The following is a 17,503-nucleotide window of genomic DNA, read 5'->3' on the forward strand; positions in this document are numbered from 1 at the left end:
AATTCTGAAGCAATTATAGGTAATTTTACTAATTGTTCACAAGAGATGAAGTTAGAGGATGACAATAATTATTCACCAACCCAAGACACTATTGAAGTATGCTAGCAAATACACATTCATGGCTGTAGATATGTATTTTTTAATAAGAATAGTAAGATTCTTACTTGTAAGTTCTTTACTTTAACGTATACTAGACTTATAGGGTCTAAGCATAAATCCCCGTGGATAAACTGGATGTTTTTTGGGTTCTAGTGGGGAAGTGCTTTTTTTTGAAATAAGATGGAGCGTTTTGGATAGCCTCAAAAAACAAAACTATTATAGGGGTAGTATTATGTATAAAAGTCTTCTTACTATAGCGTTAATATCATTTACTTTACCGGTAATTGCTATGCAGTCTAAAGATTTACCAACAAATCAGAATGGTTCGTATCTTAATATATCTGTTACTGAACAAATGGATGTAAAAGAAGATTTACTTATATCTAGTATGCGAATAGAAAAAGAGGGAGTTGATCTAAAATATATACAGGATGAGATTAACCTAATGATGTCTAAAGCAGTAAAAATGGCTAAAGAAGTTGAAGATATTACTGTATCAACAGAACAATATTATGTTTACCAATATAACCAAGACCAAAATATTGATAATAAAAAAGATGAAGTAAAGAAAAAAATGTGGCGTGGTACTCAGGTATTATCACTGAAAAGCAAATCATCTGAGGCTTTATTGACATTAATTGGAAAATTACAGAATGAAGGGCTATTAATACAAAGTTTAAATTATACTCTTTCTAATGAAAAAAGAGAAGTCATCCGAGATTCTATGATAGAAGCTGCTATTGCAAAACTAAAGCAACGAGCTACACGTGTAGCTAAAGCTCTTGGTAAAGAATACGATGGATTTACTATGATAAATGTTGATCCTGAAACAAGGAGAATGCCAGTGCCTAGATTGATGATGGGATTACCTGTAAATGCTAATGATAGTGCGGTTAATATGCCAGTTGCAGAACCAAGTACAAGTGAGGTAACTATAACTGTTTCAGCTACTGCTTTGCTTAAATACGGCTCAGTGTTAGGGAACAAGCGATAAAGTACCGCTTATATTTCTGATAGAAAATTTCTTAAATAGCACTAGCCGATACAATTAGCGTTAAGGTAGCTGCGATGAGCCGACACTTACATTTTATAGCACAACGAAAGCACGAGGTAATAATTATGAAAGTATCTAGTAAAGGGCAAATAACTATACCTATAGATATTAGAAGTAAATTTGGCTTCTTGCCAGATACAGAAATCACTTTTATAGAAAAAGAAGACGGCGTTCTATTAAAAAAATATCAAAATCAAAATAATAGAGGTAATAAATTAATATTGCATATGTCTAGAAAAAGCACAGTAAAAATGTCTACTGATACCATAATGAAATTAACTAGATCATGATCTTAGTTGACAGTAATATATTATTGGATATTATCACCTGTGATGCTAGTTGGTATAATTGGTCTTCTAACCAATTGTTAAAATTATCGCAATTTCATGAATTAGCAATTAATGATTATATATATACAGAAGTTTCAATAGGATTTGAAAGAATTGAAGAACTTGAAGAAATAATCGGCGATAATTTTAAAGTTCTTCCTATCCCTAAAGAAGCCCTATTTTTAGCAGGAAAAGTTTTTATACAATATAAAAAAGCAAATAGTGGCAAGAAAAACTCCGTATTACTAGATTTCTTTATCGGAGCACATGCGTCTGTATTAAATATTCCTCTTCTTACAAGAGATGTGGCACGTTACAAAACATATTTTTCTAAACTCCATCTTATTCACCCTTAGGTCAAAAGATTTACAATCTTATTCTAATGTATACTTGTGACTGCTTGATTTCGAAATGACACTGGCTTGCTTTTATCGGCAACAAGCGGCTCAAATTAACTATTTTTATAGTATACATATTTAGCAAGAATAACTATAACAAATATAGGTTTATCCATTATAAATTCATTATGAAAAATACATATTATATTACCACCCCTATTTATTATGTTAATGATATACCTCACATAGGGCATGCTTATACAAGCGTTGCGTCTGACGTAATAGCAAGATTTATGCGTTTATCAGGTAAAGAGGTAATGTTTCTGACCGGTACTGATGAACATGGTCAAAAGGTAGAAAAATCTGCTATTGTCAAAAATGTTGAACCACAAATATTTACCGATACAGTATCTGAAACTTTTCGTACATTAATGCACTCAATGAACATTTCTAATGACGATTTTATTAGAACTACAGAAGCTAGGCATAAACAAGCAGTAAGTAGTCTATGGCAAAAATTGCTGGATAGTGGCAATATTTACCTTGATAGCTATAAAGGCTGGTACTCGACGCGTGATGAGGCTTTTTATGATGAATCAGAATTAACAGAAGATGGACTAGCTCCGACTAAAGCTCCTGTTGAATGGCTTGAAGAACCAAGTTACTTTTTTGCCCTATCAAAATGGCAAGATAAATTATTAGATTTTTACGATGCTAACCCTGATTTTATCAGACCAAGTACTAGACGTAATGAAGTTATTAGTTTTGTCAAATCCGGATTGCATGATTTATCCATATCACGTTCTAGTTTTAAGTGGGGAATTAAAGTACCAAATGATGAAAAGCACGTAATATATGTATGGCTTGATGCACTAACCAACTATATTTCGGCTTTAGGATATCCAAATGATACAAGCAAGTATAACAAATTTTGGCCGGCTGATGTTCATATAGTCGGTAAAGATATATTACGCTTTCATGCCGTATACTGGCCAGCATTTTTGATGGCAGCTGGCTTGCCGCTACCAAAATGTGTTATGGCACATGGGTGGTGGACTAATGAAGGACAAAAAATCTCTAAATCTATAGGGAATGTAATTGATCCATTGCAATTAATAAAAGAGTTTGGTTTAGATCCAGTTAGGTATTATTTGATGAGAGAGGTAATATTTGGCTCAGATGGTAATTATTCTCGTAGTAGCTTAATCAATAGAGTGAATAGTGAGTTATCTAATAAAATTGGTAATTTATTGCAAAGAACTCTAGCCTTTGTTTATAATAACAACGAGACAAAAATTCCGTCAATTGGCAAGGAATCTATCGATAGCATTTATGAGTCATTTTTAATGAAGCTATCCCACCAAATTATATCAGAAAATTCACTGTTCACTAAGACTTTTGCTATTAATTCTGTGTTAGAAAATATTATTACTTTAACCGAAGAAGCCAATATTTATATAGATCGAGAAGCCCCTTGGCAGTTAAAAAAAACTGATCCTATAAGGATGAATGAGGTGTTATATACGCTACTTGAGACACTAAGATATATTGCTGTAATGTTACAGCCATTTATTCCTGATTCGGCTAATAAAATGCTTGATCAGCTTGGTGTACCAAAAAGTCAGAGAATGTTTAAACATTTAACAAAGGAGTTTATTTTAATTCCAGGTAGTAACATTAGCCAGCCAAAAGCTATATTTCCAAGATTTCAGGATAATACTCGATGAAAATAGAAGTCTATTCTAGTTATTTCTTGTAGCATATATTGTAGTTCTTAAACTATGTATGGCCTTAAAACCTAGATAAACGGAAATACGCTCAATAATTATCTGTTGGTGAAATGATATTTCTAAGGCGATGCTCGAATTTTCCACTTGTACATGTAAAATATTTATTCTCTGTCCTTTCTCTTTAGGGCTAGATATTTTTAAGGGGCTAGTTTTGCTACTAAATTTTGGTCCAACAATCTTGCTCCAATTAATCATAATTTCTGCAAGCAATGGGTGCTGTTTACCAAAGATTCGTCTAATAATTATGTTGATGTCATGGCTAAGCGGTTTCATGGGCAAAATTAATTATTGTAACCATTACTACTAATATAGCAAAGATAATTGATAATAAAGGAAAGTACAGAGAAATGATTGATAATACCATAAGTAATATATTGCATATTATAATTCTACTCACTACTTCCTTATGACTTTTACCATTTCTGACTGCTTTTTGAAAAAAATGCTTTAAGTGAGGTTGCCAAATTTTCTCCTTATTAACTAGTCTAATTAGTATGGTTAATCCTCCATCTGCTAGGTAATATAAGCTAGCAATAGATGAAGCAACAAACAAATGAACACTAGATGCTGAAATAAGTAGCAAACATAAACCTAATAAAAATCCTAAGCTTATACTACCTACGTCCCCTAGAAAGATTTTAGCAGGATGCCAGTTAAATATCAAAAAACCTATGGAACATGCTAATATAATGATGTTAAGCACAATTATAAAATTTATATTTACTATTATATCAGATTTTAGATAACAAAGTATCAATATAGTGATCGATAAATGAATAGATTCAGCACCACTAATACCATCTATTCCATCAAGAAAATTATAAATATTTAAAAAGACAATCAATCCTATTATAGATAGCATAAAATCAATATATAAAGGTAATTCGTGATGAAATAATACTACTGGAAATAAAAATAGGAAAATGGCTATTGTAGAACAAATTATGTGAAAAATTAGTCTTACAAATATCGGAATGGAAATAAGATCATCTAAAAATGAAATGCTGGAAATGATCAGCAGTAAAGGTACAATTTTAATTGAGTTTATCAGAGTTTTTGTTGAAAAATATTCATAGGCGATAAGAGCAATTATTACCACTATAACTATCGCAAGTCCACCTCCTCTTGGTGTGATTCTACTATGTACTCTACGTGGATCTGGTATATCCACCACTCCAAAAGATGGAAGACTAGAAATCAATAGCCAAGTAAGAAAGCTTGTTGCTATAAAAGATAATAAAAACAAAAAACTATAATTAATAAAGTTACTCATAACAGCATATTAGATTTAAAACTGAAATATTCATTGGCTGTAATAATTACGTGGTCATGAACCGATATGTTCATATTAGCACAAGTTTCTACTATTTTGTGTGTTAGTTCAATATCAGTATTTGAAGGCTTACTAACACCACTTGGATGATTATGTACCAATATAATTGCACCAGCTTCATTAAATAAAGCTCTTTTAATTATTTCTCTTGGATATATTGTTGCCTGATCTATAGTGCCTTGGCTTAAAATTTCATCAGCAATTAGGACATTCTTTTTATTTAAAAATAAGATACGAAATTGTTCTGTTTTCATGCTGCCCATCGTTGCTTTTAGATAGTCTATTAGAACGTTCCAAGAACTAATTACATTTTGATTTATTACTTTTTGTTTTAGCATTCTGTTAGTTAGTTCACGCATAATGACAAAATTTACATATAAATTATCATTAGTTCCTTTAATATTAAGCAATTTTTCTTTATCTGTATTTATTAAATTAGCGAGACTACCAAATTGTGTTAATAATTCCTTTGCTAATGGTTTTACATCTTTTCTAGGTATTACAGAAAATAATATCATTTCAAGTAATTCATAATCTGCAAGATTTTCTGCAGAAACAATAATACGTTGTCTTAAGCGTTGTCTATGCCCAATATAATGGGGTATATCATCTTTCATATTTAGTTTTACAATAAGTCTGTTTTATAAGGCGGATATGTCAAATGTTTTGGTGATAAAGTAAAAATGTCAAAACCATCTTTGGTTACGCCTAAACTATGTTCAAATTGTGCTGATAATGATTTATCACTTGTTGTAACTGTCCAACCGTCTAATTTACTTAGATGAGTGGAGTGATGTCCAGCATTTACCATTGGTTCAATAGTAAAAAACATACCTTCCTCCAAGACCAAGCCAGTGCCAGCTTTGCCATAATGTAGAATAGTTGGTTCTGTATGAAATATACGCCCTATCCCGTGACCAGTATAATTTCTAACAACTGAATAATTATGTTTTTCAACATAAGTTTGTATAGCATTTCCGATATCTCCTAAATGTACTCCTGGTTTTACTAGTTCAATTCCTATCATCATAGCATCATAAGTAACCTGTACTAAGCGTTTTGCTTTAATTCCTACATCACCAACATAATACATTCTACTAGTATCACCATACCATCCATCGACAATTACAGTAACGTCAATATTTATTATATCGCCATTTTTAAGGAGTTTATCATTTGGAATACCATGGCATACTACATGATTAACAGAAGTACAAATTGACTTTGGGAAGCCGTTATAGTTCAAAGGTGCAGGGATTGCATTATTGGACACAATAAAATCGTGGCAAAGATCATTTAAATAGATCGTACTCACTCCTGGTTTTACATAATTAGTAATGAAATCTAAGGTTTCTGCAGCAAGTTTACCTGCAATATGCATTTTCTTAAAGTTTTCTTGGGAATGAATTGTTATGGTCATAAAATAATTAACTTTTTTTATTAAAATCATCTATAGCTAACCCGATTAGTATTTAGCCATAGTAAATTGTTGTCATTGCGAGAAGCCACTTTGGTGGCGACGAAGCAATCCAAGAAGACGATTGGATATAGATTGCTTCGTCGTAGCAATGCTACTCCTCACAATGACGAAGTAATGCTAATCGGGTTAGCTATATAAATATATACTAAATTTCTACTTCTTAAATTATTATTTGAATTTCATTGAATCTTTTTCAATGGTTCTTACCTTATAAAAACTATAAGATAAGGTTATTGTATCCACATCATTCATTTCTTTATCTTCCTCAAAATCAGAGTCTATAAAAAATGTCACTGGCATCAACATTTTTTCTCCTGCTTTTAATAACTGTTCTTCAAAACAAAAACAATGTATTTTAACAAAGTATTTACCAGCTTTATTAGGTGTAACATTATAAATGGAAGTTCCTATTATATCATCGTTACTTAGATTTTCAGACTCATAAAAAATTAGTGTATTTTGTCCTGGGATAACTGTAGCCCTTCTTTGTTTAGGAATAAATCGCCAAGGTAATTTACTGTCAACATTAGAATCAAATTCTATAGTTATCACTCTAGTTCCTTTTTTAGGAGAATATATATTGAGTTCTTGTTTTGTGGTAGTACCACCATATCCAGTGACTTTACAAAATAAATTGTAAATTGGTATTGATGCAAAGCTTAAAAAAACCATGCTAAGTACTAAACTAACTAGGGCTAAGGCAAAATTTCTATTAGATTTTTGTAACACTATGTTGCTCTCTTTTTGTAAAAAAGTCAAATTTCAATTTTTTACAAGAAGTCTATTTAAAATATTTTAAACTTATGATATTATGTACCCATTCTAGTATATCCCCTAAGTAAAGGAATCTATTTTAAAGGTATTATATGACTAACAAAATCAGTGTGCCAGTAATTTCTGCAGAATCAGGGTTTTATCAATATTTGCAAAAGATCAATAAAGTTCCGTCACTTTCACAAGAAGAAGAGTTTCTACTTGCCAAAGCCTATCTTGAGCAGAATGATCTAGAAGCTGCTCATAAGCTAGTAACTAGTCACTTGAAATTGGTAGCAAAAATTGCCGTTAGATATAGAAATTATGGACTACCTCTAAATGAGCTTGTGTCAGAAGGGAATTTAGGTCTTATGCAAGCAGTAAAGAAATATAATCCTGATTTAGGTTTTCGCTTGTCTACTTATGCTTTGTGGTGGATTAAAGCTTCAATCCATGAATATGTTTTAAGATCTTGGTCTTTGGTTAAAATGGGTACTACAGCAGCACAAAAAAAGTTATTCTTTAGTCTTGGTAAAATTAAGCATAAAATTGCTAACCTATATTCAAGAGCTGTTACAGATCAAGATTTTGTTCAAATTGCTCAAGAACTTGGAGTGACTAAGAATGAAGTTAGTGAAATGAATTCTAGGTTATCTGGTCCAGATTTATCATTGAATAATTTGGTAAATAGTGGAAATGATAACAGTGATAGCGAGCTAATTGAATTTTTACCGGAAACCCGTCCAAGTCAAGAGCTAAGATTAATTAGCCAAGAGGATTCTGTTAACAAACATAATTTGCTAACACAAGCGATGAAGATATTAAATGATCGTGAATTACATATTCTCACTGAGCGTAAATTAAAAGATTCTCCAAAAACTCTTGATACTCTTAGTATTGAATATAAAATCTCTAAGGAAAGAATTAGGCAGATTGAGAACACAGCATTTGAGAAAGTGAAAAACTTTATATTGCAACAGATGCCAAAAGTTGTTTAAGTGGATTACTTCTAGTATACTCAGATGGTTTTACAATATATTAAATTAAATATTAATTCATGAAAGCAATTGCTATACATTTATTGATTATTTTGATTTCTACGCAAGTATTTGCTGGAAATCAAATTACTAGAAAAGATTTGAAATTTAATTCATCTAATGATTGCACAGAAAGATTAGATATTTTGGAGAAAGAGAATCAGCACTTACTTGGCAGAGTCGAAATAATTGAACATACTATTGCCAAATTAGAGAGAATTTTAGGCTCTACAAAACAAGAGGTAATAAGTTCTGAGGATACCAGTACAGCAAAAAATTTAGCAGATGATTCTATAGTTGGTGATGTCTTTGAAATACCAGCTACTAAAGAAGTACAAAAGGAAGTTGCGTCGCATGATATTGCAAGACCCATTTCGGGGATAGCAAAAGATAAGCAACTTTATGACTTAGCACTTGCCTCTTTAAAAGATAATAAATTAACCGATGCAGAAGAAAAATTTGTAAATTTTTTAAAAAATTACTCTAATAGTCCTTTGGTAAGTAATGCGTATTTTTGGTACGGAGAATCTTTTTTTAGACGTAATATGTTTGATAAAGCGGCTATAAATTATCTAAAAGGTTACAAACAATCACCAAAAGGTTCTAAAGCTTCTGACTCATTGTTAAAATTAGCATTATCTCTTGGGGAATTGAAGAAAATACAAGAAGCATGCTCTATTCTTGATAAACTTGAAACAGAATTTCCGAGTAGATCAGCTACATCAATAAAAAGAGCTAAGGATGCAAGAACCAAATTTGCTTGTAAGCGTTAGGTTCTTATGAACAAAAAGGTAAATAATAATGACTGACATTTTAGAAGAAGTCTTAAATGATAAAAATGAAGAAAAGAAACTTTATTACTTTAAAAAACTTCTTCCTATAACTATAATCCTCGCACTAATAGTCGTATTATTTATGCTAATAAACAATTGGCTTGACGGTAAGAAAATAAAGAATAATCAAAAGACAGGTGATATTTTAGTTAAGTCTATGTCGCTTATCAATGACAACAAAGACCTAACCATAAAGTCGTTGGATAATTTAATTGAAACAAGTAATAATAAAGTAGGAGAGCTTGCTGCTATCGAACAAGTCAGTATAAAAATACAACAAGGAGATTTTATAGAGGCTAGAACTTTATTAAAGAAAATTATTGATAACAAGAATTATGCCGAATTAACAAGTGCATATGCACGTCTAGTTTGGTTAAGTTTAATGATAGACGAAACAAATTTATCTAATGCAAACATTAATGAAATCGAGGAATATTTAAATTATTTTGATGATGAGAATAAACCATTCTTTGGTACTGCAAATATTATCAAAGCAATTTGGTATATTAACAACAACTCAAAAGATTTAGCAGAAAATACTTTGAAAAAGGTAATATCACTAGAAAGTACAACTGAAGTAGTTAAAGAGCAGGCTAAAGCTTTACTTTCAAACTTACAATAATCGGAAGTTCGATGTAACAAGTTATATCAAACTTCCGGAATATATAGAAACAATCAGGCTTGAAGCGGTTCTGCACATAACAAGCCAATTCGATATAAGAATTGTTAATTCTTATATCGAATTGAGCTTACAATAACAAAGGCTTAAATTATGATAAAACAACGATTAATTATTTTCTTACTACCTTTTCTTCTAACTTCTTGTGGTCTTGGAGCTAAAAAGATTAAAAATATTGTAGAATTAACTCCTAGATTATCTGTAGAAAGTAATGAAACAATTCAAATAGATTCTGCTGTAAAAATAAATATATTTAGCCCTGAACAGCTGCAAAATAAGGAATATACTGTTGCAAAATATAAAATAATATCAGAGCCAGTTTTTAATAAAGCTGTTGCCTATACCATTGATACTAAAGGTAATATTTCCGCTTTTTCTATGAAAGATAAATCTATTATGTGGTCATATAATATCAGCACTAACAAGAGTGATTATTATGTTGGTGGAGGGATCTTATGCCACAATGATAAACTATATGTTACCTATGGTTCAAGATTCTTGGTAGTATTAGATAGTAGGTCAGGTCATGAAATAATCAGAAAAGAGTTGCCTGATATTACTAGAGTAAAACCGGTATTAATTAATAATTATACTATTGTAGTTCAAACAGTAACTAATCAAATATTAGCGATTAATATTGATAACTTAAATTTTGTTTGGCAACATGAAGGTGTAGTAGAAACTTTGTCATCAAGTTACCATGTTAGCCCAATAGTACAAAATAATCATATAATAGTAAACTATAATTCAGGACAAATTCTTGCTCTAGAAGCAGCTAGCGGTCAAGTTCTATGGACTAACGATTTATCTAGTCATCAAGAAATAGGCTTGCCAAATTTTGAGGCAGCATCTATATTATGCAAACCTATTGTCAATAACTCTCACATATATATAGCTAATAGTGCTGGTAAGATAGTAAAGCTAGATATCATGACGGGTAATATTCTTTGGCAAACCAAAGCTTATGATGTGCAATCTATGTTGTTAGCGGGTAATAGTTTATTTATAACAAATAATGCTGGACAAATAGCTGCTATAAGTACTGATTTTGGTAAAGTCAAGTTTGTAGCAGATCTAAATGATGGGAAAGATATTAAAAAAGTTAAAGCCTCATCATTCCTAACTCCTATAATTGGTAAGGTAGCTGAGGCAGAAGAGTGGAATTTAAATATTATTTCCACTAAAGGTGAATTATATAGTTTCCAATCAGATGTTAATGGTAATTTAAGCACCACTCCACAGATTGCTAAAATTACTAAAAATATTGAATATCATGGAAAAACCTGCTGTGGTAGTATGTATTTTGCTACTGATAAAAAAATTATGTTTGTCGATTAGTCAAGAAACTATGTAAAATATATATTTACATTTATCTTGACAAAATAGTGGTTATAATGCTATTTAGTATAGCTTAGGCTAGGACAATGATAACATTAATTCTAATTAATAAAGATATATAACGTGAAAACTTATTCTGCAAAACCATCACAAATTCAGAAAAAGTGGTGGGTCATAGATGCTAAAGACCTTGTACTAGGTAGACTTGCTAGTGAAGTAGCTAAAATCTTACGCGGCAAACATAAGCCTTCCTTCACTCCTCATTTAGATTGTGGAGATTATGTAATAATAATTAATTCCAAGCATATTTGCTTGACAGGTAAAAAATCAGACCTTAAAGATGGTAAGTTTTATTATCGCCATACTGGTTTCCCAGGTGGGATAAAGGATACAACAGCTGGAAAAATTCTGTCTAGTAAATATCCTGAACGTGTCGTTAAGCTTGCTGTAAAAAGAATGATTACGCGAAATGTTTTGGGATCAAAGCAGATGGGTAATCTATATGTCTATGCAGAGAATGAACACCCACATAAAGCTCAGCAACCTGAGTTTTATGATTTTGCAAGCAAAAATACAAAGAATAAAAAATAGTGAATTATGACAATATTAAAGGTTCAAAGCGAAAAAACCAAAAGCGATGTTCAGAGTAAGTTAGTTAAGCCTAAAACGCCTGTAGAAAGTAGTGATAATAAAGTCTATGGTACAGGGAGAAGAAAAAGTGCAATTGCTAGAGTTTGGTTAAAAAGTGGTAGTGGTAAGGTAATTGTCAACAAAAAAAATATGGAGCAATATTTCACTCGTGAAGCTCATACCAAATCTCTCTTGCGACCATTTGTTGTGACTAATACTGCTGGGCAATATGATATAATATGTACTGTTAGAGGTGGTGGAATATCAGGGCAACTGGGTGCTGTACTACACGGTGTTTCTAGAGCACTTGACAAAATTGCACCAGAATTTCATAGTATTTTACGCAAATCCGGTTTCTTAACAAGAGACTCAAGAGTTGTAGAACGGAAAAAATATGGTAAGCATAAAGCTAGAAAAAGTACTCAATTCTCTAAACGTTAAAATTTTACATAATCTGTTTGGAGTTGTCTAGCATGTGATTTTTCTGAAGCTCTTTCCATCATGGCGGGGTAGCTCAGTTGGTTAGAGCAGCGGAATCATAATCCGCGTGTCGGGGGTTCAAATCCCTCCCTCGCTACCACAAAATGCTAATTCATGTGGTAGTTTATTATCGACTTTGTGTAATGGGGGGGCATAATAAGAATCAACAACTAATTCTTTAAAGCATTAAGAATACTGTAATTTTTTTATATTTTATATGTAAAAGTCATTAGTGCTACTTGATATATATGCTATTATGCGGTGAATGTACTCGAAATTCTTCAAGTTCTTGCAAACATTATTATGAAAAGGATTACATTCGGTTTAATAGCTGAGTATGTGGCTATTGTTATTTATAAAATTAAATTTTATCAAATTCTTCACCATCGTAAAAGATATTATGTTGGTGAGATTGATATTATTGCCCTACGTGGAAAACAACTTGTTTTTATAGAAGTAAAAGCAAGACGTTCTGACGTTGATGATCGGATATTATCAACTCATCAACAAGCAAGAATAAAAAGATCTGCCAGTATATTTTTAAGCTCTAACCCAAAATACCAAAATTATCAAGTCAGATTTGATCTAATAATTATTAAACCTTACAGTATACCAATTATTATTGAAAACGCATGGTAATAGGGTTTTTTCTACTAGATGAAAAAGAATCTAATTATACACTATACACTCAAATGCTAACTGACTAAGTAATTATTTTAAAATTATTGCTTGACCAATAAAGCAATATATGTCAAAAAGATCATACTCATATAGTCTGAGACTTCTCTTAAAACTAGGCCGCTATAGCTCAGAGGTAGAGCACATCATTGGTAATGATGAGGTCGTAGGTTCAATTCCTACTAGCGGCACCATATTAGTATCAACATTTTTATTTTAAATTAAGAAAGGATATAATTTTAAATTCCTTAAGAGATGTCAATGAAAAAATTAATCATAGATGTTGTAGCTCCTTCTTCAAAAACGCTTGGTATGTACCAATATTTTAATCAGATCCAAGCATTATTTAAGGATTATTATAATATACAAATAAGTATTGCAGATAACATTATTGATGATTCAAGTGTATTTAGTGCCTCAACATTAGAAGTAAGACTACAAAGCTTTATTTCAGCTCTACAAAATCTAGATTCAAATGTTATATGGGCTTATAGAGGAGGATATGGTTCTATGGAATTAATTCCTTTTTTGAAACCTCATATGTTCAATAAATATAAAATATTAGTAGGCTTTAGCGATATTACTGCGTTACACTTATATTTTAACCAAATAATAGGGTGGTCATCTTTACACGCTACAGTTTTAGACAGAATAGTGCGAGGCGTAAATGCTCAAGACCACATTGATATAATCAATGCTCTTTTAGGTAATACTAAAAATTTTACTTATGATCTTTATCCTATAAATGCAATAGCAAAAAATTTAACGAATAGAGATTCAATTTTAGGACAAATCCTTGGTGGTAATTTATCTATGGTGCAATATTCTCTTGGTACAAACTGGCAACTTAATTCTACCAATAAAATATTAATTTTTGAAGATGTAGGAGAAAGAGGTTATAGAATATTTGCAAGATTAGAACAATTAAAATAAGTGGGAATTCTAGAAAAAAGCCAAGCAATTCTTTTCGGTGAATTTACAAACGGAGAGGAACAAGATGGTAGAGATCTTACACAAACGGCAATTCAAATTGCAGTAGAAAATTCACAAGTACCCGCCTTCTTTATAAAAGATATAGGACATATAGCGCGAAATGTACCACTGCCATTAGGTACATCAGCTGTTATTAGTCAAAATAAATTATTAATCACTAATCCGTTTATTTAATAGAACTTACGTGAATTCAGGATAAGAATTTGTCAATTCTTATCCCAAATGCGGTGAAATTATCGAAACAATTAGATTTGAGATGGCTCTGCATCTGATTGTTAAATTAATATTTTGCTAAAAACATGATTTTAATACTGAAACTAGAGAAAATTTTAACAATTATAGACATAGGTTAAAGTTGGGTTTTTTAAACTGCCCTAAAAATACGTTTGACAAGTGAGATACTTTAACTTAAGAAATTAATATAAATTCTAACCAAAAGGGTAAATATGGCAAAACATACTTTTTACAGGCTAATACCTGCTGTTGTCGGGTTTTTGTTTCCTACTACTTATTTTACTTATGATGGATATACAAAGTCTACAAAACCATCTCATTTCGAATTAGCTGCAACTAAATTGGGTTTTACAGGTTATAAAAAAGCAGGTCAAGGTATAAGAAGTGCATCAGAACATCAAGAAGCCTTATTAAAGCAACTTCAAATCGCAGGATATTTTCATCCGAAAAAGCTATGGCAGGATATTAATCGTCTAGGAGTAAAGGATCCTGTAATAACTTTTAAACAGATATATCCTGCAATAAAAAAATCTAAAGCTGATCAAAGTGATCCTAGCAAATTTAATGCTAAAATATTACGTAAAAACCTTGGAAAAGGAACAGGATTAGATGAACAAGATATCATGGATTTCCTTTTCTATATTTCTCAGAATGCTTTTGGTCGCAAACCTGGTCAGGAACGTAATGAGCTATCTTCCCAAGACTGGATGAAAAAGTATGAGAAAGAATATTTAGCTGGTGCTAAAGTACTAGGTCTAATTGATCGCAAAACTCCAGAACATCCGGACTATGACAGTGCTTGGATTACCGGGGCATCTCGTATAGGTGTAATGGCTCGGATAATAGATTACCTTAATATATTATCAAAATGTAATATTAAAGTGAACGGAGAAACAGCAATATTAACAGGAGCACGAGAATTATGGGCTAATATTGATGGAATTACGCCTATAGTACGTGATAAATTGCTTGAAGCTTATAAAACAAAAACTGACTTAGATACATTGGATATTTCTCTGCCTATAGGAGAGGATCTAGCTCGTGTGACAGAAGGTAAAGAATATATAAAAGGTTTAGCTGCACGACATGGTATCAGATTGAACGAATCATCTCCATTTATCCAATATAAGACAAAAGAGGAATGTCCCCCAGGATATTTTCCTGGTAGAGTGTATCCTAATTATGCAGAAGGAGAAAGTCGAAAATTAACAGAGACTTTAATGTGCCAAGATTTACTTACTACTTATCTATTAAATGATAATAAAACCATTACTATAGTCGATACATTAGCAGAGCAATACCAAAGACCTAACACTACTAGTACAGCCCGTGACGCTGCAAGAAAGTTAGTTGAGGATATTATTAATGGTCAGTATGGTGATAAAAAAGAGTTTGTCATTCTATTTGAAACTAATAATCCATATATTGAGCGACAAACTATTGCAACACAACGAGAGGTCAATAAAGTATTAAAAGACTATAAATTGAGCGATAAGGGATACAGCATAAAAGTCGAAGGTGTAGGCTTTGAATGTAAACAAGATGTTGCAACAATACATTCAGAGTTTGCGGCATTAGTAGCAGAAAAATGGAAAGACGCGGTTGAATGCCAAAGAGAAGAAGGCATATCACCAAAACGACCTATTGAAAATTTACAATTTCAAACTCGTGATAATTCTAGCTTTGTTCCACCTCAGCCTGATATTTCTGAAGTTAATCTATTAGGAAACTGGTTACAAGATCTATTTGATGAATATCTACCATAATATCGAATATGTCGATCGTTTAATAAAATAGTTATGAAATATGGTACATCAAATTGAATTAGGTGACAAAGAACATGGAAATGGCCTCAGATAATTTACCAATTTCTGCTATTTTGTTTTGAATCCAATGATGATAATAATTAAAATCACATATTGAATGGAGTGTTATTTAAAGACTACCTAGAATATAAGGGGGTGATACTATCAACCATTACCCTAGATACCGTACTTAAGGTAGCTATTGCCGCTAATTTGATTAAGAATGGTGAAGTAATGACAGTAACTTACCGGTTAAAGTAGATGTACAATCTTATGATCTGATCACCTATCCACCTCTCAAGGAACATATCGATGCTAACATGCTACTATTGTTTACGTATGGTAATATACCTAAATAAAGGGTTTGGAAGTAGTGATAGTAAAAGATGAGCTGAAGTAATTTTCAACTAAGCATAAACATGAAAAATCCTTTATCGATATATATACACTGGCCATTTTGTTTGTCAAAATGTCCGTATTGTGATTTTAATTCTCATGTTGTAGATAAAGTAGATCATGATACATGGTTGAAATGTTATGAACTAGAGCTTGATCATTTCAAGGATATTATAGGTCATAAATATATAAAATCTATTTTCTTTGGAGGTGGAACTCCATCTTTAATGAAGCCATTTGTTGTTGAAGGAATAATTAAAAAAATAGCAAATCTAGCAACAATAGATGAGCAGACAGAAATTACTTTAGAAGCAAATCCCACTTCATTTGAGACTGAAAAATTTAGGGACTTTAGATCAGCTGGAATAAACCGTGTGTCAATTGGCGTCCAGTCTCTAGTGGAAGATGACTTAAAGAGTTTAGGACGACAACATGATGTAGGGCAAGCAATCAAAGCTATTGAGACAGCTCGCCATCTTTTCCCTAGAATATCTTTTGATTTAATTTATGCAAGAAGTAACCAAACTCTAGAAAGTTGGCAAGATGAACTTACCAATGCCATGAAACTTGCCTCAGGTCATATCTCACTGTATCAACTAGTAATCGAAAAGGGTACGTTATTTTATAAATTGTTTAACGAGGGAAATCTGACTATACCAAACTCAGATCAAGCAGCTGACCATTATGAGTGGACTAACTGCTATTTAAAGTCCCAAGGATATCTTAGATATGAAATATCAAATTATGCTATATTAGGTCATGAATGTAAACATAACTTAACATATTGGCAATATGACAACTATTTAGGTGTAGGTCCGGGTAGCCACAGCAGGGTTAACATGTGTGATAGTAATTTTACATCTAATCTATATAGTATTATGATGTGGCATAAACCAGAAAAATGGTTACAAGCTGTTGACAGTTTAGGATGTGGTATTCAGCAGATTAATAAACTTTCTATGCAAGAAATAATTGCAGAAATGTTGATGATGGGACTACGTCTTGAAAAGGGTTTAACTATTGATAGTATACAGAAAAGAATTGGTAAACAATTATTTGAGATTTTAGATATGGAAAAGGCAACATACTATAAAGAGCTAGGTTTACTTAGGTGGGATGAGGGATTAGGTGATAAAGGTCATATTAATCTTACAAACAAAGGTCTAATGTTACATAGCTATATAGTGCCAAGGTTATTTAAAACCTCAGTTTTGGATTAAAATT

Annotated in this window: 18 protein-coding genes, 2 tRNA genes and 1 pseudogene; 16 read left to right on the forward strand and 5 right to left on the reverse strand. The window is 31.7% G+C overall.

What is annotated here, in order from left to right; genetic code table 11:
* The first annotated feature begins 331 nt into the window (after positions 1 to 331).
* The 4 genes from AAGD36_RS06690 (at position 332) to metG (ending at position 3,547) form a co-directional block, all read left to right on the forward strand.
* Positions 332 to 1,093: an SIMPL domain-containing protein gene (locus AAGD36_RS06690; RefSeq protein ID WP_341755392.1), complete on the forward strand. Its 762-nt coding sequence runs from the start codon at positions 332 to 334 to the stop codon at positions 1,091 to 1,093.
* A gap of 125 nt (positions 1,094 to 1,218) precedes the next feature.
* Positions 1,219 to 1,443, forward strand: coding sequence for an AbrB/MazE/SpoVT family DNA-binding domain-containing protein (locus AAGD36_RS06695; RefSeq protein ID WP_341755393.1), 225 nt, complete (start codon positions 1,219 to 1,221; stop codon positions 1,441 to 1,443).
* Positions 1,440 to 1,838, forward strand: coding sequence for a type II toxin-antitoxin system VapC family toxin (locus AAGD36_RS06700; protein ID WP_341748102.1), 399 nt, complete (start codon positions 1,440 to 1,442; stop codon positions 1,836 to 1,838). Before AAGD36_RS06695 ends, AAGD36_RS06700 begins: the two co-directional genes overlap by 4 nt.
* A 170-nt stretch (positions 1,839 to 2,008) precedes the next feature.
* Entirely contained in the window at positions 2,009 to 3,547 is a 1,539-nt protein-coding gene (gene metG / locus AAGD36_RS06705; protein WP_341755394.1) for a methionine--tRNA ligase, read from the forward strand.
* Between the two features lie 15 nt (positions 3,548 to 3,562).
* Here the strand turns inward: metG and AAGD36_RS06710 are convergent, their stop codons facing one another.
* The 5 genes from AAGD36_RS06710 to AAGD36_RS06730 all read right to left on the reverse strand — a co-directional run bounded on the left by AAGD36_RS06710 (position 3,563) and on the right by AAGD36_RS06730 (position 7,152).
* Entirely contained in the window at positions 3,563 to 3,883 is a 321-nt protein-coding gene (locus AAGD36_RS06710) for a DUF721 domain-containing protein (RefSeq protein ID WP_341752329.1), read from the reverse strand.
* Positions 3,870 to 4,883, reverse strand: a complete 1,014-nt coding sequence (locus AAGD36_RS06715; RefSeq protein ID WP_341755395.1) for a UDP-phosphate alpha-N-acetylglucosaminyltransferase — start codon at positions 4,881 to 4,883, stop codon at positions 3,870 to 3,872. Before AAGD36_RS06715 ends, AAGD36_RS06710 begins: the two co-directional genes overlap by 14 nt.
* The gene (gene radC / locus AAGD36_RS06720; RefSeq protein WP_341751491.1) at positions 4,880 to 5,560 is read right to left on the reverse strand and encodes a RadC family protein; all 681 of its coding nucleotides are present in this window, start codon (positions 5,558 to 5,560) and stop codon (positions 4,880 to 4,882) included. Before radC ends, AAGD36_RS06715 begins: the two co-directional genes overlap by 4 nt.
* An 8-nt stretch (positions 5,561 to 5,568) precedes the next feature.
* A complete protein-coding gene (gene map, locus AAGD36_RS06725) occupies positions 5,569 to 6,363 on the reverse strand; it encodes a type I methionyl aminopeptidase (protein ID WP_341755396.1) in 795 nt (264 codons plus the stop codon).
* A gap of 228 nt (positions 6,364 to 6,591) precedes the next feature.
* Entirely contained in the window at positions 6,592 to 7,152 is a 561-nt protein-coding gene (locus AAGD36_RS06730; RefSeq protein ID WP_341751493.1) for a cytochrome c oxidase assembly protein, read from the reverse strand.
* A 137-nt stretch (positions 7,153 to 7,289) separates the two neighbouring features.
* Between AAGD36_RS06730 and rpoH the strand changes: the two genes are divergently transcribed.
* From rpoH to hemW, 12 genes and pseudogenes are all read left to right on the forward strand, one after another.
* The gene (gene rpoH / locus AAGD36_RS06735; RefSeq protein WP_341755397.1) at positions 7,290 to 8,174 is read left to right on the forward strand and encodes an RNA polymerase sigma factor RpoH; all 885 of its coding nucleotides are present in this window, start codon (positions 7,290 to 7,292) and stop codon (positions 8,172 to 8,174) included.
* Positions 8,175 to 8,233: 59 nt separating this feature from the next.
* Positions 8,234 to 8,986 carry a tol-pal system protein YbgF gene (gene ybgF, locus AAGD36_RS06740; protein WP_341755398.1) on the forward strand — a complete coding sequence of 251 codons (753 nt, stop codon included), beginning with the start codon at positions 8,234 to 8,236 and terminating at the stop codon, positions 8,984 to 8,986.
* 28 nt (positions 8,987 to 9,014) lie between these two features.
* Positions 9,015 to 9,668, forward strand: coding sequence for a DUF2659 family protein (locus AAGD36_RS06745; RefSeq protein ID WP_341755399.1), 654 nt, complete (start codon positions 9,015 to 9,017; stop codon positions 9,666 to 9,668).
* A 153-nt stretch (positions 9,669 to 9,821) separates the two neighbouring features.
* Entirely contained in the window at positions 9,822 to 11,063 is a 1,242-nt protein-coding gene (locus tag AAGD36_RS06750) for a PQQ-binding-like beta-propeller repeat protein (protein WP_341756033.1), read from the forward strand.
* 123 nt (positions 11,064 to 11,186) lie between these two features.
* Positions 11,187 to 11,654 carry a 50S ribosomal protein L13 gene (gene rplM / locus AAGD36_RS06755; RefSeq protein ID WP_341748112.1) on the forward strand — a complete coding sequence of 156 codons (468 nt, stop codon included), beginning with the start codon at positions 11,187 to 11,189 and terminating at the stop codon, positions 11,652 to 11,654.
* 6 nt (positions 11,655 to 11,660) lie between these two features.
* Complete coding sequence (gene rpsI / locus AAGD36_RS06760) at positions 11,661 to 12,134, forward strand: 30S ribosomal protein S9 (RefSeq protein ID WP_341755400.1); 474 nt, start codon at positions 11,661 to 11,663, stop codon at positions 12,132 to 12,134.
* 62 nt (positions 12,135 to 12,196) lie between these two features.
* Positions 12,197 to 12,273, forward strand: a tRNA-Met gene (locus AAGD36_RS06765).
* Between the two features lie 203 nt (positions 12,274 to 12,476).
* Positions 12,477 to 12,812, forward strand: a complete 336-nt coding sequence (locus tag AAGD36_RS06770; RefSeq protein ID WP_341751497.1) for a YraN family protein — start codon at positions 12,477 to 12,479, stop codon at positions 12,810 to 12,812.
* 158 nt (positions 12,813 to 12,970) lie between these two features.
* Positions 12,971 to 13,045, forward strand: a tRNA-Thr gene (locus tag AAGD36_RS06775).
* A 118-nt stretch (positions 13,046 to 13,163) separates the two neighbouring features.
* Positions 13,164 to 14,018 (forward strand): annotated as a pseudogene (locus tag AAGD36_RS06780) (LD-carboxypeptidase).
* A 272-nt stretch (positions 14,019 to 14,290) separates the two neighbouring features.
* Positions 14,291 to 15,844 carry a hypothetical protein gene (locus tag AAGD36_RS06785; RefSeq protein WP_341755401.1) on the forward strand — a complete coding sequence of 518 codons (1,554 nt, stop codon included), beginning with the start codon at positions 14,291 to 14,293 and terminating at the stop codon, positions 15,842 to 15,844.
* A gap of 458 nt (positions 15,845 to 16,302) precedes the next feature.
* A complete protein-coding gene (gene hemW / locus AAGD36_RS06790; RefSeq protein ID WP_341755402.1) occupies positions 16,303 to 17,499 on the forward strand; it encodes a radical SAM family heme chaperone HemW in 1,197 nt (398 codons plus the stop codon).
* Positions 17,500 to 17,503: the final 4 nt, after the last annotated feature.

Source organism: Candidatus Tisiphia endosymbiont of Ptychoptera albimana, from assembly GCF_964026605.1.
GTDB lineage: Bacteria > Pseudomonadota > Alphaproteobacteria > Rickettsiales > Rickettsiaceae > Tisiphia.

Excerpts from the sequence above, each read along its gene's own strand:
- hemW (WP_341755402.1), top strand. The coding sequence starts at position 16,303 with ATGAAAAATCCTTTATCGATATATATACACTGGCCATTTTGTTTGTCA.
- AAGD36_RS06710 (WP_341752329.1), bottom strand. The coding sequence starts at position 3,883 with ATGAAACCGCTTAGCCATGACATCAACATAATTATTAGACGAATCTTT.
- AAGD36_RS06745 (WP_341755399.1), top strand. The coding sequence starts at position 9,015 with ATGACTGACATTTTAGAAGAAGTCTTAAATGATAAAAATGAAGAAAAG.
- map (WP_341755396.1), bottom strand. The coding sequence starts at position 6,363 with ATGACCATAACAATTCATTCCCAAGAAAACTTTAAGAAAATGCATATT.
- AAGD36_RS06695 (WP_341755393.1), top strand. The coding sequence starts at position 1,219 with ATGAAAGTATCTAGTAAAGGGCAAATAACTATACCTATAGATATTAGA.
- rpsI (WP_341755400.1), top strand. The coding sequence starts at position 11,661 with ATGACAATATTAAAGGTTCAAAGCGAAAAAACCAAAAGCGATGTTCAG.
- AAGD36_RS06700 (WP_341748102.1), top strand. The coding sequence starts at position 1,440 with ATGATCTTAGTTGACAGTAATATATTATTGGATATTATCACCTGTGAT.
- ybgF (WP_341755398.1), top strand. The coding sequence starts at position 8,234 with ATGAAAGCAATTGCTATACATTTATTGATTATTTTGATTTCTACGCAA.
- metG (WP_341755394.1), top strand. The coding sequence starts at position 2,009 with ATGAAAAATACATATTATATTACCACCCCTATTTATTATGTTAATGAT.
- AAGD36_RS06715 (WP_341755395.1), bottom strand. The coding sequence starts at position 4,883 with ATGAGTAACTTTATTAATTATAGTTTTTTGTTTTTATTATCTTTTATA.
- radC (WP_341751491.1), bottom strand. The coding sequence starts at position 5,560 with ATGAAAGATGATATACCCCATTATATTGGGCATAGACAACGCTTAAGA.
- rpoH (WP_341755397.1), top strand. The coding sequence starts at position 7,290 with ATGACTAACAAAATCAGTGTGCCAGTAATTTCTGCAGAATCAGGGTTT.
- AAGD36_RS06785 (WP_341755401.1), top strand. The coding sequence starts at position 14,291 with ATGGCAAAACATACTTTTTACAGGCTAATACCTGCTGTTGTCGGGTTT.
- AAGD36_RS06770 (WP_341751497.1), top strand. The coding sequence starts at position 12,477 with ATGAAAAGGATTACATTCGGTTTAATAGCTGAGTATGTGGCTATTGTT.
- AAGD36_RS06690 (WP_341755392.1), top strand. The coding sequence starts at position 332 with ATGTATAAAAGTCTTCTTACTATAGCGTTAATATCATTTACTTTACCG.